Source organism: Citrobacter sp. wls714, assembly GCF_005281025.1.
Classification (GTDB): domain Bacteria; phylum Pseudomonadota; class Gammaproteobacteria; order Enterobacterales; family Enterobacteriaceae; genus Citrobacter; species Citrobacter werkmanii.
The window spans coordinates 66712-85205 of record NZ_SZWZ01000090.1 but is presented as its reverse complement, the minus strand read 5'-3'; the positions used below and the strand labels follow the sequence as shown (position 1 = coordinate 85205).

Sequence of the window (18494 nt, the reverse complement as noted above, 5' to 3'; positions counted from 1 at the left end):
AAACTTAACGCCCGTAGCGCAAACGCAGAGCCTCTGGCCAGGGATTGAAATAGCGCTGCCCGGAGAGATAAGCATCCGGGTATTCCGCCATATAGTGTTTGAGTAATGTTATTGGCGCAAGCAGCGGTTGAGTCGCACGTCGATAACCGTCAATGAGAGAGGCCAGCTCCTGCCGCTGACGAGAATTTAATTGCGTACGGAAATAGCCCTGGACATGCATCAGCACGTTGGTATGGTTGCGACGGGAGGGAAGATGAGCCAGCAAACTCATCAGCCTTAAGCGATACTCGACAAAATAAGCCTGCAGATCTTGCCATTCGCCAATCGCCGCCACAAAACGCCCGAGGTCGCGATAGTCCGGCTGGGAATGGGCCAACAGTAATAGCTTGTAACGACTATGATAATCGATTAATGCGCCGCGCGTTAACCCTTGCTGTCGGATAGTATTGAGCTCGTGCAAAGCATAAATGCGCTCAACAAAATTTTCCCGAATCTGCGGGTCGTGTAAACGCCCGTCCTCTTCCACGGGAAGCCAGGGTAACGTCGACATCAGCACAGACGTAAAGATCCCTCGTCCGGCTTTACGGTTGTTTTTGCCTTCCGCGTCGTAGACTCGCACCCGTTCCATACCGCAACTGGGTGATTTCGCACAGACAATATAGCCGCACAAATGCGCCAGACTATCGCTTTGTCGCTGACTAAAAGCCGTCATTGCGTCTGTCAAATCCCCCTCGCGCTTATCACTAAAACGCAGGGAGACAGCCTCGCCCTCTTTGACCAGATGCAACGCAGGTCGCGGGACGGGTAACCCGATCCCCATTTCAGGGCAAACAGGTTCGAACGCGACCCACGGCGACAGTTCTTCTACAGCAAAGGCCAGCCGCTTATGCCCACCATCATAGCGAACCGCCTCCCCCAACAGACAGGCACTGATACCAACAGGGATTTTCTCGCTCATGATCGCTCCTTTTTCATTCCTGAAATAAGTGTAGCTATCATGAGCAAAAAAGCCGCTGATATCAGCGGCTTTTGGGGATTTATTAGCTATCAGTAGAAATCGCAGGTGGCTTTTTCCGCCTGCTCCATCCACACCGGCTTATCACTGGTTTTAGACCAGACGCGATGCAGATAGCTGTAAAAACGGGCGCGGTCTTTCCAGAACAGCATGACCGGCAGAGCCAGTACGCCCGCCACTACGGCAAAGGTACGGCGTAAGAAAACAATGTGTGCTGGATATTCTTTATAAAAGTCCATAATCCTCTCCCATATAACTGTTCGGTGAATCGCACCGGAAAAATAAAGTTGGTTAACTGATGAAAATAATACCGCCTTGTGTGTAATTTTACTACTCATCCGACCACTTATTTTTATCTATTTATGCCCCGTTTAGTTTAAAAACGTAATTAAGTTACATAAAAGTTAAATTAATACTAATCATTAGTTAAATAATGGTCTTTGCCATTTTTATACTTTTTTTACACCTCGCCCGCCGATTTTTGCGAAATCTTTGCAAGCAAAAACCTACGCTCTGGTTATCACATTTATGCCACTGGAGGTGCACTGTGAGTGCAGGCGTGATAACCGGCATTGGGCTGGTCTTTTTATTATTAGGTTACCTTGTGTATGCCCTGATTAATGCGGAGGCGTTCTGATGGCGGCTCAAGGATTTTTACTTATTGCCAGTTTCTTGCTGGTGCTGTTTGTCATCGCCAGACCGCTGGGGTTTGGGCTGGCCCGACTCATCAATAATACGTCTCTGCCGGGCCTTGCTGGCGTGGAAAGTGTGCTCTGGCGTGGTCTGGGTATTTCGCAGCAGGAGATGAACTGGCGGCAGTATCTGCTGGCAATCCTCGCGCTCAATGTGCTGGGCCTGCTGGTCCTGTTTTCGATGCTGATGGCGCAAAATCTGTTGCCGCTGAATCCTCAGCAGCTACCAGGACTTTCATGGCATCTGGCGCTCAACACGGCGGTGAGTTTTGTCACCAATACCAACTGGCAATCTTATGCCGGTGAAACCACTTTAAGCTACTTCAGCCAGATGGCTGGGTTGACCGTGCAGAACTTCCTGTCCGCGGCGACCGGAATTGCGGTGATTTTTGCCCTGACGCGTGCCTTTACGCGCCAGAGTATGGATACGCTGGGTAATGCCTGGGTCGATCTGGTTCGTATTACGCTGTGGATCCTCGTGCCGATCGCGCTGCTCATCGCCCTGTTTTTTATTCAACAAGGCGTGCTGCAAAACGTATTGCCCTATCAGCCCATCACGACGCTTGAAGGGGTGAAACAGTTGCTACCGATGGGACCTGTCGCTTCGCAGGAAGCGATTAAGATGCTCGGCACCAACGGAGGCGGTTTCTTTAACGCTAACTCAGCACATCCGTTTGAAAACCCAACCGCGCTGACCAACCTGGTACAGATGCTGGCTATTTTCTTAATTCCTACCGCGCTGTGTTTTGCCTTTGGCGATGTGGTAGGCGATCGTCGTCAGGGCCGGACCCTGTTATGGGCCATGTCGCTCATTTTTGTCATCTGCGTAGCCGTCGTGATGTGGGCCGAAGTTCAGGGCAACGCGCATCTGATGCAGTTAGGTGCAAACAGCAATATCAACATGGAGGGCAAAGAGAGCCGCTTTGGTGTACTGGTCAGCAGTCTGTTTGCGGTCGTCACAACGGCGGCGTCCTGTGGCGCAGTGATTGCGATGCATGACTCCTTTACCGCACTCGGCGGAATGGTGCCGATGTGGCTGATGCAAATTGGCGAAGTGGTCTTCGGCGGTGTGGGTTCAGGTCTGTACGGCATGCTGCTGTTCGTACTGCTGGCTGTGTTCATCGCAGGGCTGATGATTGGCCGAACACCGGAATACCTGGGTAAGAAAATCGACGTGCGCGAAATGAAAATGACCGCGCTGGCGATTCTGGTCACCCCTGCGCTGGTCCTGCTCGGCACAGCAATAGCAATGATGACCGATGCCGGGCGTAGCGCCATGCTCAACCCGGGTCCACATGGTTTTAGTGAAGTGCTGTATGCCGTGTCATCTGCCGCGAACAACAACGGTAGCGCCTTTGCCGGATTAAGCGCCAATAGCCCGTTCTGGAACTGCCTGCTGGCTCTGTGCATGTTCTTCGGTCGCTTCGGCGTGATCGTACCCGTGATGGCTATTGCCGGGTCGCTGGTCAGTAAAAAGATCCAGCCAGCAAGCCCGGGCACACTACCCACCCACGGCGCGCTGTTTGTCGGGTTGCTAATCGGTACGGTGTTACTGGTTGGCGCTCTCACCTTTGTTCCTGCCCTGGCCCTTGGCCCGGTCGCAGAATACCTGTCATTACACTGAGTGATGCGGAGCACATTACTATGAGTCGCAAGCAACTGGCGCTGTTCGAACCTTCTCTGGTCGCACAGGCGCTGATGGATGCCGTGAAAAAATTAAGCCCACATACCCAATGGCGTAATCCGGTGATGTTTCTCGTCTGGCTGGGTAGTCTGCTGACCACGTTGTTAACGCTGGCGATGGCAACAGGTTATATGCCAGGCAATCCGTGGTTTACCGGCGCGATAAGTCTATGGCTGTGGATCACCGTCCTGTTCGCCAACTTTGCCGAAGCGCTGGCTGAGGGGCGCAGTAAAGCACAGGCGAACAGCCTGAAAGGGGTGAAAAAAACCGCTTTTGCCCGCAAACTTCGCGAACCAAAATACGGCTCGGCCATGGATCACGTCCCTGCCGATGATTTACGTAAAGGCGATATTGTGCTGGTGGAAGCTGGCGATATTATCCCGTGTGACGGTGAGGTGATCGAAGGTGGCGCATCGGTGGACGAAAGCGCGATTACCGGTGAGTCTGCACCGGTTATTCGTGAATCCGGTGGCGATTTTGCATCGGTCACCGGCGGGACTCGCATTCTCTCCGACTGGCTGGTGATCGAATGCAGCGTAAATCCCGGTGAAACGTTCCTCGACCGGATGATCGCCATGGTCGAAGGCGCGCAGCGGCGTAAAACCCCCAACGAAATCGCCCTGACGATCCTGCTGATTGCCCTGACCATCGTTTTTCTGTTGGCGACCGCCACGCTGTGGCCATTTTCCGCCTGGGGCGGCAGCGCGGTCAGTGTCACGGTACTGGTTGCCCTGCTCGTTTGTCTGATCCCCACCACCATCGGCGGTCTGCTTTCTGCCATTGGCGTAGCCGGGATGAGCCGTATGCTGGGCGCGAACGTCATTGCCACCAGCGGACGTGCGGTCGAAGCCGCGGGTGACGTGGACGTCCTGCTGCTGGATAAAACCGGCACCATTACGCTGGGTAACCGCCAGGCTTCAGATTTTCTGCCCGCCCAGGGTGTGGATGAAAAAACGCTGGCGGACGCCGCACAGCTTTCATCGCTGGCCGATGAAACGCCAGAAGGCCGCAGCATCGTTATTCTGGCAAAACAGCGCTTTAATCTGCGTATTCGCGACGTGCAATCGCTGCACGCTACCTTTGTGCCGTTTACCGCGCAAAGTCGTATGAGCGGTATCAACATCGACAACCGTATGATCCGCAAAGGTTCGGTCGATGCCATTCGTCGTCACGTTGAAGCCAACGGCGGTCACTTCCCCGCCGATGTAGAGCAGAAGGTCGACAACGTCGCTCGCCTTGGCGCTACGCCGCTGGTGGTAGCCGAAGGCTCCCGCGTACTGGGCGTGATTGCCCTGAAAGATATTGTGAAAGGCGGGATCAAAGAACGTTTTGCCCAACTGCGCAAAATGGGGATCAAAACGGTGATGATCACCGGCGATAACCGCCTGACCGCCGCCGCGATCGCCGCTGAAGCCGGGGTGGATGATTTCTTAGCGGAGGCCACGCCGGAAGCCAAGCTGGCGCTGATTCGTCAGTATCAGGCGGAAGGCCGTCTGGTGGCGATGACCGGCGACGGAACCAACGACGCCCCGGCACTGGCGCAGGCGGATGTCGCGGTCGCCATGAACTCAGGGACCCAGGCGGCGAAGGAAGCTGGCAACATGGTGGATCTTGATTCCAACCCCACCAAACTGATTGAAGTGGTGCACATTGGTAAACAGATGCTGATGACGCGCGGCTCGCTGACCACCTTCAGTATCGCCAATGACGTGGCAAAGTATTTCGCCATCATTCCGGCCGCGTTCGCCGCCACCTATCCGCAGCTCAATGCACTTAACGTAATGGGACTGCATTCGCCGGACTCAGCGATCCTCAGTGCGGTTATCTTTAATGCGCTGATAATCATTTTTCTGATCCCACTGGCGCTTAAAGGCGTGAGCTACAAGCCGTTATCCGCATCTGCAATGTTGCGCCGTAATTTGTGGATCTACGGCCTGGGCGGTCTGGTGGTGCCATTTATTGGCATTAAAGCGATTGATGTACTGCTGACCCTGCTGGGTCTGGTGTGAGGTTTCAGATGAGTGGATTACGTCCTGCATTATCAACATTGATTTTCCTGATGCTTATAACCGGCGGGGCTTACCCGCTGCTGACCACCGTGCTGGGGCAGTGGTGGTTTCCCCACCAGGCTAACGGCTCCTTGATCCGCGAAGATCAGGTTGTTCGCGGCTCTGAACTTATTGGGCAACATTTTACCGCCGCCGGTTATTTTCAGGGGCGTCCGTCTGCGACGGCGGAAATGCCCTATAATCCCATGGCTTCTGGCGGCAGTAATCTGGCCGTCAGCAACCCGGAACTGGATAAACAGTTGCAAAGCCGGATTGCCGCGCTGCGTGCTGCCAATCCACAGGCTAGTCCTGCCGTTCCGCTAGAGCTGGTAACCGCGTCGGCCAGCGGGCTGGATAACAACCTGACGCCCGACGCGGTGGCCTGGCAAATTCCCCGCGTGGCGCAGGCCCGCAACCTCAGCGTTGAAGAGGTGTCGCGCCTGGTTGCACAATACACGCAAAAGCCGTTGGTCAGTTTTATCGGTCAGCCGGTGGTGAACCTGGTGGAACTTAATTTAGCGCTGGATAAGCACTGAGAAAAAGGACATGCATAGCGAACCCTTACGTCCCGACCCCGATCGTCTGCTGGAGCAGACCACTGCCCCGCACCGCGGAAAACTAAAAATATTCTTCGGTGCCTGCGCGGGCGTCGGCAAAACCTGGGCCATGCTAACGGAAGCCCAGCGGCTGCGGGCGCAGGGGTTAGATGTGCTGATTGGCGTGGTGGAAACCCACGGACGCAAAGAGACCGCCGCGCTGCTGGACGGTCTCAGCATCCTGCCGCTAAAGCGACACGCGCGTCATGGTCGTCACATCAGCGAATTCGATCTCGATGCCGCCCTGGCCCGCCGTCCGGCGCTCATTTTAATGGATGAACTGGCGCACAGTAATGCGCCAGGTTCACGCCATCCTAAGCGCTGGCAAGATATTGAAGAGCTGCTGGAAGCCGGTATCGACGTCTTTACCACCGTTAACGTACAGCATCTGGAAAGTCTCAATGATGTGGTCAGCGGCGTCACCGGTATTCAGGTTCGCGAAACCGTCCCCGATCCTTTTTTCGATGCCGCTGACGATGTGGTGCTGGTCGATCTTCCCCCCGATGATTTGCGGCAGCGCCTGAATGAAGGCAAGGTCTATATCGCCGGTCAGGCGGAAAGAGCCATCGAGCATTTCTTTCGCAAAGGTAATTTGATCGCGCTGCGCGAGCTGGCCCTGCGCCGCACGGCCGATCGGGTGGACGATCAAATGCGCGCCTGGCGCGGACGTCCAGGGGAAGAGAAAGTATGGCATACCCGCGACGCCGTTTTGCTGTGCATTGGGCACAACACCGGCAGCGAAAAACTGGTACGCGCCGCCGCGCGACTGGCGGCGCGTCTCGGCAGCGTCTGGCACGCAGTGTATGTCGAAACTCCAGCGCTGCACCGACTCCCCGAAAAACAGCGCCGCGCGATCTTAAGCGCCCTGCGATTAGCCCAGGAGCTGGGCGCGGAAACCGCCACACTTTCCGATCCCGCTGAAGATAAAGCGGTAATCCGCTATGCCCGCGAGCATAATCTGGGAAAAATTGTGCTCGGGCGTCCGACAACGCGTCGCTGGTGGCGCAGCGATTCCTTTGCCGACAAACTGGCCCATCGCGCACCGGATCTCGATCTGATGATTGTCGCGCTGGACGAACCGCCTTCACGCCCGACGCTACCCACTACGGATAGCCGCACCTTTAAAGATAAATGGCGGGTACAAATTCAGGGTTGTGTGGTTGCCGTCGCGCTGTGTGCCATCATTACGCTGATCGCGATGCAGTGGCTGATGGCCTTTGATGCCGCTAACCTGGTAATGCTCTATTTGCTGGGTGTGGTGGTTATCGCCCTGTTCTACGGACGCTGGCCATCCGTGCTGGCAACCTTTATTAACGTCGCCAGCTTCGATCTCTTCTTTATTGCCCCGCGTGGGACGCTGGCCGTTTCCGACGTCCAGTACCTACTCACTTTTACCGTGATGCTAACGGTAGGGCTGGTTATCGGTAATCTCACCGCCGGAGTCCGGTATCAGGCGCGGGTGGCGCGCTATCGGGAACAACGTACGCGCCATCTGTATGAGATGTCGAAAGCGTTAGCCGTTGGACGGAGTCAGCAGGATATCGCCGCTACCAGCGAACAGTTTATCGCCTCAACGTTTCAGGCCCGTAGTCAGGTTTTATTACCTGATGAACACGGTAAGCTGGCGCCCCTCACCCATCAACAGGGCATGACGCCATGGGACGATGCCATTGCCCAATGGAGTTTTGACAAAGGGCAGCCAGCTGGCGCGGGTACGGATACCTTACCGGGCGTACCGTACCAAATCTTACCGCTAAAAAGCGCCGATAAAACGCATGGGCTACTGGTAGTGGAACCGGGAAATCTGCGTCAGTTGATGATCCCTGAGCAGCAGCGCCTGCTGGAAACCTTTACCCTGTTGGTCGCCAGTGCGCTGGAACGTCTGACGCTGACCGCCAGCGAAGAGCAGGCCCGGTTTGCCAGTGAGCGTGAAAGTATTCGCAATGCGCTGCTTGCCGCCCTGTCCCACGATTTGCGCACGCCGCTGACGGTACTGTTCGGTCAGGCTGAAATTTTAACGCTGGATCTGGCCAGTGAAGGTTCGCCGCATGCGCGCCAGGCCAGTGAGATTCGCCAGCACGTGCTGAATACCACCCGACTGGTTAATAATCTGTTGGATATGGCGCGAATTCAGTCTGGCGGCTTTAATCTTAAGAAGGAGTGGTTAACGCTGGAAGAGGTAGTGGGCAGCGCCCTGCAGATGCTGGAGCCGGGACTCTCAGCCCCGATTAATCTGTCGTTACCCGAACCGTTGACGCTGATCCATGTCGATGGCCCGCTTTTTGAACGAGTGTTGATTAATCTGCTGGAGAACGCCGTTAAGTACGCGGGTCCGCAGGCACAAATCGGCATTGATGCCAGCGTCAACGGTGAGCACCTGCAACTGGACGTCTGGGATAATGGACCGGGTATTCCGTCGGGTATGGAACAGCGTGTTTTTGACAAATTTTCCAGAGGAAACAAAGAGTCATCGGTACCCGGCGTGGGATTGGGGCTGGCCATGTGTCAGGCGATTGTGGACGTGCACGGCGGTACCATTTCCGCCCATAATCGTGCCCAGGGAGGAGCCTGTTTCCGTGTTACACTGCCCCAGGAAATCCCCCCTGAACTTGAAGATTTTCATGAGGATATGTGACAAACGTTCTGATTGTTGAAGATGAACAGGCCATTCGCCGCTTTCTGCGCACCGCGCTGGAAGCCGATGGCCTGCGTGTATATGAAGCGGAAACGCTGCAACGTGGTCTGCTGGAAGCCGCCACGCGAAAACCCGATCTCATCATTCTCGATCTCGGCCTGCCAGACGGCGACGGCATTGATTTTATTCGCGACCTGCGACAGTGGAGCGCAATTCCAGTAATCGTGCTTTCAGCCCGTAGCGAAGAGAGCGATAAAATCGCCGCGCTGGATGCCGGTGCCGATGACTATCTCAGTAAACCCTTTGGTATTGGCGAGCTACAGGCGCGATTGCGCGTGGCATTGCGGCGCCACGCCAGCGGCGCGTCCCCCGAACCGGTGGTGCATTTTTCCAACGTAAAAGTGGATCTCGCCGCCCGCCTCGTACACCGTGACGACGAGGAAATCCATCTGACGCCAATTGAGTTTCGCCTGTTAGCGGTACTGCTGAATAATGCCGGGAAGGTACTGACGCAACGCCAGTTGTTAAATCAGGTTTGGGGGCCAAACGCCGTTGAGCACAGTCACTATCTGCGAATCTATATGGGACACCTGCGCCAGAAACTGGAGCTGGACCCGGCTCGTCCACGTCATTTTCTGACCGAAACCGGGATTGGCTATCGGTTTATGCCGTGAATTCAGAATTAACGAGTCCTGATATAAGTTGAAAGTTATCCGTCTATCGAATGCTTGCTGAGTATGATCGGTCGTTTTGTATTTCTGGGCCAGATCTGGACGCTCATAGTTATAGATTGTCACGGATTCTGTTAGCAGCCATAACCATCGCTCATTGGGGACCTAAAAAGCCATCCCTGTTACATCAGGGGGTGCTGACCGCTGTTCTGCCACCACCACGATTTATGATTTTCCGTATTGATAATTTTCAGGTGGTGATATGAACCGGTACTGGCATACAGCGCAAAAAACTGTGACAGCGCGGCCCCCAGCAGATATATCTCCCCCTCACTGACAAACGGAGCCGGGTTGATCCACAGTGTGGTGGCAAGCCCTCTCCTCGGAACGCCCTTAAACAACCAGTCTATCGGTTTCGTTTCCATTCGTTCTATCGCATCCAGTTTCTCACGTGAAAGCCGGGCCAGTTGGGGATGATGAATACCGGGCAGGTCAAAAGTGCACAGGATCTCAATCAGCGCCTCCCGCTCCAGCAGGGAAAGATAATTCAGGTTCATACAGGAAATCAGCAACCAGAGCCTGTCATCGTCGGTCACCGGATTGAGTGAACATGTCGGACATGTAACGTTACTGAAAGAAGCCACTGCCGGATTTTTGCCCACGGCGACGCAGACATCGCCGGGATGCAGTTGTTCAGGTAACATCCGGTTGGTACAGACCAGCTCAGCCGTAACGACTTCATTTTCCGTCAGGGAAGGGTCCGGCTGGCTGCCATCGGCATGTATGAAAGCGACGGTGTGCTCAGTGCCGCGATGGAGTAGCGAGGTTTTTGTCCGGTGCTGCCAGTACACGACTTTCCTCTGGCCACTGAATTCTGTCTGATGGTCAAAACTTTCAAACTCAGGCCACATCTGTCTGTTTTTACCTTTCCCGGCCCCCCCCTCTGGGGCCTGAGTGTGACAGCTCACCGACGCCACCCGGAAAATATCATACGCGTCCGGGCGTCGGCGGCTGGCAAGCAACGGATATTGCAACACACGACCATCGGGTCGGATCGGCTCAGCAGTGTGCATAAACAGGTTAACAGCAGGTGTGCAGTAAAGCCGCAGCGAACGGTTGTCCAGTTTGACATCACCCGGCAGCGGATCGCAAAAATGCAGCCTCAGCGTAAAATGACTGAGCGGAAAATCATCCGGCAATGACACCGCCCCACGAAGGTGGAAGAAGAAAAAACTTTCCGGAAAGCAAAAATATTCATGGAGAACCCGGTAGCCATTGTGGACCCTTTCAGGCCAGGGCAGCAGTGCGTCCTCACGCTCAAACCCAGCCGGATCCAGCCATACATCCGGCAGCGGTACCTGGCACTCCCCGGCAACCAGCTCGGCGTCCATCAGGCACTCACTGAACCACAGATACAACTGATACCGGGTATAGTCGTCGTCATTACCCAGCCAGAAGCTGAGTTTATTCAGATCCAGAGCATTCGGGGACACTCCGCTGTCCGCAAAAAAATCAATCTCAATACAGCCCTTTTTAAGGGTACTGTTGTTGCGTATATCCCGAATATGCAGGGGCTGTAACCAGAGATCCCTGGCCAGCGTAAAATGGCAGACCGGAGGGCGCGTTGACTGGCTGTCAGACAGCGGTCCCCGGTTCAGGGATAATGACCCCGTTGTTGTACGGGATCTGATTAACGCATCGCGGCAAACCTGTACCGGCTTTTTCAGCCGGTTTTTAGGCCGGTATTCAATGACCGTCATGGCAGGAACCGGACGCAGATAATTAGGCCACAGCATCCTGATGATCCCGTGAGTGAATTCAGGAAACCCGTCTTCCAGTTTTTGCCACAGTCCACCGGAAAGAAGTGCAAAAGCCTCCATCAGGCGCTCAACATCCGGATCACCATCCTTCTCCGCCAGGAAACGGGCCAGCCAGGGCTTTTCCTTTGCCAGCAATTTCCCCATCTGACGAAGATAGTCCAGCTCTTCCTGGTAATAACGTTCTTCAAAAACCATAGTATTAACTCCTGCAATGATTAAGAGATCCTGGGTGAATACTGCCGTCTTTGTTATTACCGGCAATAACATTTCTTCAGGTTATATTTGCAAGCAATAACAGAACATATCCGGAATGGCCACCGCAGCAACCATTCACTGGAATGGAAATAATACAGATTCAGTTATGACAACAATAATACGTCCGCAGGAACATTTTTAAATCGATTTTTCAAAATAACGTATGAATTTTCTGCGCTGTGATATACAACGCAAAATAACGAAAAATGACATGGTAATAATATATGCATTACACAGATAACAAGGTAATTATTCATTACGGTAATATATAATATTAATTAGCTCTCGAATAGCGAATATTAAATAACATCATGAGAAGTATACAAATATAATATATTTGTATGTTTTTTAGTTATTACAGAGAGAGGAAACCGATATTCACAAACATGGAATATACTACTAAAAATATGCATAAAAAAGCTAAAACCATTCGAAGAATATCGCATCACGTTTTTATTCACGGGAGATGGCAGATGCCGGAAACTTCGGCGGTAGCGTGCCTGAATATAAATATCGCTCTCAGCTACTGCCGCAGTATTCATTTTCCTGTCACGCATCAGAGAGGCATTTTATGTCACTGAAAGGACTTCGTTTCACGCTGGAAGTTGACGGGCAGAGTTCCACTACCTTCGCGGTGGTCAGTTTCCGTCTGGTCCAGAAATATTCACTCCCCTTTATGCTGGAGGTGGATGTCGCCAGCGACTCCTTCCGCCAGCGTGCTGAAGAACTGCTTGAAAAAAATGCCACCCTGACCCTCTGGCAGGGCGCACAAACACTGCGCCGTATCAGCGGCGTGATTTCCACCTTTGGCATGAAAGAGCACGACGGCTGGCAGATGCAGTACCACTTCAGAATTCAGCCCCCTCTCTGGCGCTGCGCCCTGCGGCAGAACTTCCGCATTTTCCAGCAGCAGGATATTCAGGCTATCTCTGACACCCTGCTGCGTGAAAACGGCATCACCACCTGGACGCCCTGTTTTTACGAGGACCACCCTGCACGGGAATTCTGCGTCCAGTACGGCGAGTCAGACCTTGCGTTCCTGACACGACTGTGGTCCGAGGAAGGGATTTTCTTTTTTGACCGGTTCTCCCCGGAGGGAGCCGACCAGAAAATGACGCTCTGCGATAACGTCGCCGGACTGTCCCGGCTTCCGGCCTCCATAGCGTTCAATCCGAACACAACCACGGAAGTCACCACGGAGTGCATCAGCCAGTTCCGTTACGAGGCCACCGTCAGCCCCTCTTCCGTGACGAGCCAGGACTACACGTTTAAAGTCCCCGACTGGCCCGGATATTATGAGCAGGAAGCGGATAACCTGAATGGTCAGTGGGCACAGTATGAGATTTTTGATTATCCGGGCCGTTTCAAGGACGAACAGCACGGGGAGGATTTCACCCGCTACAAAATAGAAGGCTGGCGCAGTGGGGCTGAAACGGCACTCTGTGTCAGTAATTCCCCCAAATTATGGCCCGGCATCCGCTTTACCCTGTCAGACCACCCGATACCTGCGCTTAACCGCAACTGGCAGGTGGTGAGCAGCACGCTGGTAGGCGTGCAGCCTCAGGCCCGCCACAGCAGCGCCGGACAGGGGACTCTGCTCACCAACCAGTTTTCCGTTATCCCGGCAGAACAGACATGGCGTCCCCGCCCCCTGCCAAAGCCCAGAGTGGACGGTCCGCAAAGCGCGGTGGTTACCGGCCCGGCAGGGGAAGAGATTTTCTGTGATGAGTATGGCCGGGTGCGGCTGAAGTTCCTGTGGGACCGCTATCATGGCGGCACGGAGGACAGCTCCTGCTGGATACGGGTGTCACAGGCATGGGCCGGGGCCGGATTTGGTCACCTCGCCATTCCCCGCGTGGGGCAGGAAGTGATTGTGGATTTCCTCAACGGTGACCCGGATCAGCCTGTCGTGACGGGACGGGCCTATCACGAAGATAATCCCTCGCCGGGTGACCTGCCGGCCACCCGGACAAAAATGACCATCCGCTCCAAAACCTATCAGGGCGACGGATTTAACGAGCTGACCTTTGACGATGCCACAGACCAGGAGCAGGTCTATATCCATGCGCAGAAGAACATGGATACCGAGGTGCTGAACAATCGCACCACCGATGTGAAGGTGGATCACAGCGAAACCATCGGCAACAACCAGAACATTACCGTGGGTCTGGGCCAGACGGTGACGGTGGGTAAGGAGAATGCTGGCGGCCACGATCAGAAAACCACCGTGGCGCATGACCGGCATGTCACGGTCGGGAACGATCAGCGCATCACGGTGCAGCACGATCATACGCAGGAAGTCACAAACGATCGCACCGTGCGCATTGGTCATGACACGTCGCTGAGCGTTGTGCGCAACAGAAGCGTGAGCGTTGAAGGGAAGCAGGAGCACCGCACCACAAAAGACCATATCAGCCTGGTCGGGGGTAAGCACAGCCTGGAAGTGAAAGGCGATATGGCGCAGAAGGTAGCCGGAGCGCAGGGGATCCGCGTTGAGGGCGATATTGTCCTCCAGAGTGACAGTAAGATCAGTCTGAAGGTGGGCGGCTCATTTGTGGTGATACACGCAGGAGGTGTGGATATCGGGGGATCGAAAATTAATCTTAACAGTGGGGGGAGTCCGGGTGATGCCATTCGGCCATTACAACTGACGAATCAGGATTCTGAAAAATATCATCTTCAATTTCATTTTTTTGATAAAAAACAAGAACCATATTCAAACATACGTTATATCGCATATTTTGTAGATGGAACTCAAATATATGGAGAGACAGATCAGAATGGGTATACCGAAATATTTACCCAAGATAACGATGAAGAAATTGCAATAAAACTTATCAATCCTGATTTTGATACATGTTGGGGAGAAGAAGAATGAGTGATAAAACACACGGTAAACCGTCAAAAGAAATGATAGTTTTTAAACAATGTAAAATAAATGATTTTGATGCAATGATAACAGAAACATTAGAGGCTCTGGATAAGGTATTAAATCAAAGAGAGAAAGATCTTAAAACTTGGGAAGACAAAGAAAAGAACGAATTCCAAACGATATTTGGTATATGGGGTGATGAATTTGTTCATATAAATATGCCTGTAAGAGGAGAGCAACATCTTGTTAAAATAAGCGCAAAGGGTGTGATGGAAGATTGTATTAGGCGAATTAGGTATGTGAAAAGTACAATGACCATTAAAAGTTTTATTAACAAAATTAATGAACCACGTGAAGTTAGTGCTAAAGTACCAGGGGAGCCACAGAAGGACTATAAGGTTGAAATTGGTATAAATTTTGTGGGACGGAGAAAAAAAGACAGTAATGAAAAGAAACGCATATGCTCAAAACTTACCGGCCATGACTCTCGGGTGTCTACACTTTGCCACGAATTAAGCCATATACCCAAATTTTTTACAGACCCTAATGGTGGAGGAATGGGGACATCAGATTATGACTCTGAAGGAAATAAGCAATCGCCCTATCAAGAAGATAATGATGACTACAATGGGCATGTGAAAGGAGCTAATAAATTAATTACTGAAAATAAATTCGATCTTGTTTTTGACAATGCTTACAATATTGAAAGATACTTTGAAATAGAAATTAAAAACGAGTGAGGAATTATTTTTCATTATCCTTCGCAGATTAACTCTTTAAATCAAAAATATAAGAGCCTTAATAAAATGAAGCGTTTCATTTATTTAAATAAACTTAACTTCAAAAAAATATTATTAATGATATTAGTTATACCAAACTGGTTATCAGCAAATGAATTATCCATTATCAAATACGGATATGGAATGAGAGGGTGGAATGGATATGAATATGAAAAAGCTCAACTACATCCCAAGCAATGGTACTTACCAAATTATCCTATAGTGCGTTTTAAATCATTTGAAGTTGCTAACACTAATGAGCAAGCGTTAAACGGTTTATATCTCTCATTATCGGTAAATAATAATAACAATAATATACTTGCAACACTTTCCTTTAAGAATGAAAAATCTCACCCATATTTTATTCGGACAACATCTCTACCTTATATACCAACAGAAAATAAAGAAATCGCATCTGATATAAAACTATGTAGGATGCTTTTCTTTATATCCACGGCTAATATTTCATTAGATTATTTAGGAAGCATTTGCGATTATCGTAGTTCTTTTGAAAAAGATGACTGGTATAAACTTTCTCCGCATAGTGAAGTACATTTTCAAATAAAGCTTAACGAATATTATTATTTTATGCCTAATATTAAAATCTACAGCATCAGAACTACTGATTTCACCTTCGTAAAACAAGAATGGTTTATTGAACAAAATATAAATGAAAAAATTTTATCTTTGATTGGGGATGGAAATAACCCACATCAATATCATATACCACCACATTTACCACCGATAAAAAATAATTATATCTCGGAAAGTAACCAGTTAATAAAATTTATGGATAGATTTAATTTTAAGGGAATCAATAGTAATAATATCCTCATGATTAAGTCCAATCAAGTTCATATAAAGATAGATGGAAAAAAAGTTAAATCATTATATTATAAGGATTAAATAAAGATATTTTTTACAGCAATGAGAACACCTCATGATTTCTATCAAATCTGTCGACATCTACAAATAAAGCATTTGTTTTTTTATGACGATTATATTACAACCTGGAGAAAAACATGCCCACTGCAGCCAAGCTCAGCGATAAAGGTACTCAGCATGACGGTTATTACGAAACTGTCATCATCGCAGGTTCATCAACTGTATTTATTGACGGCTTACCAGCAGCTCGCCAGGGGGATCCGCTAACACCACACGCTAAACCCAAACACCCACCTCACCCCCGAAAAATAGCAGGCGGATCAGAAAGTGTCTTTATCGATGGTTTGCCTGCCGCCAGAACGGGGGATGCGGTTGACTGTGGTGGTGTAATAATCGGTAACAGTTCAGTCAATATTGGCTGACATATATATAAATATACTCATAACAGCCCACGAAAATTAAGAACCAAGGATAACGCCTAATTGGTTCGCACGCTAAAAGTGTTCTTCGAATTCATTGATTTTTTCGCTCAATTATCTGCGGACTCGTTGTCCAAGCCGCTAACAGTTTCCTCTATACCAACCCAGGAGGTCCGATAGTCCAGTCAAGCCTCCATTTTTGCGCAGCAAATAATAAATGGTGTGGCGTCCCTGATGCCATATCACTGCTGGGCCTGTTTATTATTCTACCTGCTTAGCGACAGCTATTTTCAATGATAATGATGATCTTGTTAGGTGTGTTTGAATTCAATCATCACGTTATCCGGATTTAAGCCTGGGACGGGTCAACTGAATAAAAAAAGCCGGATCAGCTTATGCGCGATCCGGCTTTTCATCATTCATACCGGATCACGACGCTTACGTCTTATCCGGCCAGGGGTTTACGCGTTTTTCAACACTTCACTGACGATCTCAACAGCTTCTTTTTCGATCTGCTTGCGGTGTTCCTCACCCAGGAAGCTCTCGCAGTAGATTTTATAAGCGTCTTCCGTACCTGACGGACGCGCGGCAAACCAGCCGTTGTCAGTCATCACTTTCAGACCGCCAATGGAAGCCCCATTGCCAGGTGCCGCGGTCAGACGTGCGGTGATCGGGTCGCCCGCCAGCGTGCTGGCGCTTACCATTTCCGGAGACAGCTTAGACAGCGCCGCTTTCTGTGCGGAGGTCGCGCTCGCCTGCAAACGGTTGTAGCTCGGCGCGCCGAAGCGAGCAGCCAGTTCGTTGTAGTGTTCTTGCGGATTCTTACCGGTCACAGCGGTAATTTCTGCCGCCAGCAGGCACATGATGATGCCATCTTTGTCGGTCGACCACGGTGTACCGTCGAAACGCAGGAAAGATGCGCCCGCACTCTCTTCACCACCAAAGCCAAAGCTGCCGTCGAACAGACCGTCAACAAACCATTTAAAACCGACCGGCACTTCCACCAGCTTACGGCCCAGATCGTTGACCACGCGGTCAATCATCGCCGAGGAAACCAGCGTCTTACCGACGGCAACATCTTTTCCCCATTGCGGACGATGCTGGAACAGATAGTTGATCGCCACCGCCAGGTAGTGGTTCGGGTTCATCAGCCCCGCCGGAGTGACGATACCGTGACGGTCATAGTCCGGATCGTTGGCAAAGGCCAGATCGAACTTGTCACGCAGCGCCAGCAGACCCGCCATCGCGCATTCGGAGGAGCAGTCCATACGGATTGCGCCGTCTTTATCGAGATGCATAAAGCGGAAAGTCTGATCAACGTGGTCGTTAACGATAGTCAGGTTCAGGTTGTAGTGCTTCGCAATACGCTTCCAGTATTCGATACCGGAACCGCCCAACGGATCGACACCCAGCGTCAGACCCGCTTTCTGGATCGCCGCCATGTCGACGATATCTGCCAGCCCTTCAACAAACGGCTGAACCAGGTCCTGCTCTTTCACATGACCCGATGCCAGCGCGGCGTCCAGCGACATACGCTTCACGCCTTGCAGACCGTCAGCCAACAGGGCGTTGGCCCTGTCTTCCACCACTTTGGTGACGTTGGTATCTGCCGGACCACCGTTTGGCGGGTTGTATTTAATGCCGCCGTCTTCCGGCGGGTTGTGGGACGGCGTGATCACAATGCCGTCAGCCAGCGGGCCGCCTTTTTTGTTGTGGACCAGGATGGCATTCGACACGGCAGGGGTTGGCGTAAAGCCGTTGTTTTCCTGCACGATGACGTCAACACCATTCGCCGCCAGCACTTCCAGCACAGAGATAAAAGCCGGTTCAGACAGCGCGTGGGTATCCTTGCCCACATAGCACGGGCCAGTAATCCCGTTTTTCGCACGTTCTTCAGCTATCGCCTGGGCGATAGCCAGAATATGCGGCTCGTTAAAACTATGACGACCTGCGCTGCCGCGATGCCCGGACGTACCGAACTTGACGGCGTGCTCAGCGTTCCCTGCCGTTGGTTTCAGTACATAGTACTGTGCCGTCAGTTGGGCGACGTTAATCAAATCACTCTGTTGCGCAGGTTGACCTGCACGGTTGTGGATTGCCATTGCCTGGTCCTTCTAATGCAA

Annotated in this window: 14 protein-coding genes; 10 read left to right on the top strand and 4 right to left on the bottom strand. The window is 51.7% G+C overall.

What is annotated here, in order from left to right; genetic code table 11:
* Nucleotides 1-4: 4 nt before the first annotated feature.
* Nucleotides 5-958: a 2-thiouracil desulfurase family protein gene (locus FDX11_RS18560; protein WP_137398351.1), complete on the bottom strand. Its 954-nt coding sequence runs from the start codon at nt 956-958 to the stop codon at nt 5-7.
* A gap of 89 nt (nt 959-1047) precedes the next feature.
* Complete coding sequence (locus tag FDX11_RS18555) at nt 1048-1254, bottom strand: YbfA family protein (protein WP_003022870.1); 207 nt, start codon at nt 1252-1254, stop codon at nt 1048-1050.
* A 308-nt stretch (nt 1255-1562) separates the two neighbouring features.
* Between FDX11_RS18555 and kdpF the strand changes: the two genes are divergently transcribed.
* The 6 genes from kdpF to kdpE are packed head-to-tail and all read left to right on the top strand — an operon-like array spanning nt 1563 to nt 9344.
* Entirely contained in the window at nt 1563-1652 is a 90-nt protein-coding gene (kdpF, locus tag FDX11_RS18550; RefSeq protein WP_077949339.1) for a K(+)-transporting ATPase subunit F, read from the top strand.
* Nucleotides 1652-3331 carry a potassium-transporting ATPase subunit KdpA gene (gene kdpA, locus FDX11_RS18545; RefSeq protein WP_079224993.1) on the top strand — a complete coding sequence of 560 codons (1680 nt, stop codon included), beginning with the start codon at nt 1652-1654 and terminating at the stop codon, nt 3329-3331. Before kdpF ends, kdpA begins: the two co-directional genes overlap by 1 nt.
* Before the next feature lie 20 nt (nt 3332-3351).
* Nucleotides 3352-5400, top strand: coding sequence for a potassium-transporting ATPase subunit KdpB (gene kdpB / locus FDX11_RS18540; protein ID WP_042309752.1), 2049 nt, complete (start codon nt 3352-3354; stop codon nt 5398-5400).
* A gap of 8 nt (nt 5401-5408) precedes the next feature.
* The gene (gene kdpC, locus FDX11_RS18535; RefSeq protein WP_137398350.1) at nt 5409-5975 is read left to right on the top strand and encodes a potassium-transporting ATPase subunit KdpC; all 567 of its coding nucleotides are present in this window, start codon (nt 5409-5411) and stop codon (nt 5973-5975) included.
* Nucleotides 5976-5985: 10 nt separating this feature from the next.
* Nucleotides 5986-8670, top strand: a complete 2685-nt coding sequence (gene kdpD / locus FDX11_RS18530) for a two-component system sensor histidine kinase KdpD (RefSeq protein WP_137398349.1) — start codon at nt 5986-5988, stop codon at nt 8668-8670.
* Nucleotides 8667-9344: a two-component system response regulator KdpE gene (gene kdpE, locus FDX11_RS18525; RefSeq protein WP_042309758.1), complete on the top strand. Its 678-nt coding sequence runs from the start codon at nt 8667-8669 to the stop codon at nt 9342-9344. The genes kdpD and kdpE overlap by 4 nt, the downstream gene beginning before the upstream one ends.
* Nucleotides 9345-9523: 179 nt before the next feature.
* Here kdpE and tssF read toward each other — a convergent pair whose 3' ends face one another.
* Complete coding sequence (tssF, locus tag FDX11_RS18520) at nt 9524-11356, bottom strand: type VI secretion system baseplate subunit TssF (RefSeq protein ID WP_137398348.1); 1833 nt, start codon at nt 11354-11356, stop codon at nt 9524-9526.
* 631 nt (nt 11357-11987) lie between these two features.
* Between tssF and FDX11_RS18510 the strand changes: the two genes are divergently transcribed.
* The 4 genes from FDX11_RS18510 (at nt 11988) to FDX11_RS18495 (ending at nt 16374) form a co-directional block, all read left to right on the top strand.
* Nucleotides 11988-14294, top strand: coding sequence for a type VI secretion system Vgr family protein (locus FDX11_RS18510; RefSeq protein ID WP_079226183.1), 2307 nt, complete (start codon nt 11988-11990; stop codon nt 14292-14294).
* Nucleotides 14291-15028, top strand: a complete 738-nt coding sequence (locus tag FDX11_RS18505; RefSeq protein ID WP_079225005.1) for a hypothetical protein — start codon at nt 14291-14293, stop codon at nt 15026-15028. The genes FDX11_RS18510 and FDX11_RS18505 overlap by 4 nt, the downstream gene beginning before the upstream one ends.
* A 66-nt stretch (nt 15029-15094) precedes the next feature.
* Nucleotides 15095-15973: a hypothetical protein gene (locus FDX11_RS18500; protein WP_137398346.1), complete on the top strand. Its 879-nt coding sequence runs from the start codon at nt 15095-15097 to the stop codon at nt 15971-15973.
* Nucleotides 15974-16089: 116 nt separating this feature from the next.
* On the top strand, nt 16090-16374 hold the full coding sequence (locus tag FDX11_RS18495; RefSeq protein WP_137348934.1) for a type VI secretion system PAAR protein: 285 nt from the start codon (nt 16090-16092) through the stop codon (nt 16372-16374).
* 458 nt (nt 16375-16832) lie between these two features.
* On the opposite strand, the gene pgm is transcribed toward FDX11_RS18495, so the two are convergent.
* Nucleotides 16833-18473 carry a phosphoglucomutase (alpha-D-glucose-1,6-bisphosphate-dependent) gene (pgm, locus tag FDX11_RS18490; protein WP_016152262.1) on the bottom strand — a complete coding sequence of 547 codons (1641 nt, stop codon included), beginning with the start codon at nt 18471-18473 and terminating at the stop codon, nt 16833-16835.
* Nucleotides 18474-18494 lie beyond the last annotated feature (21 nt).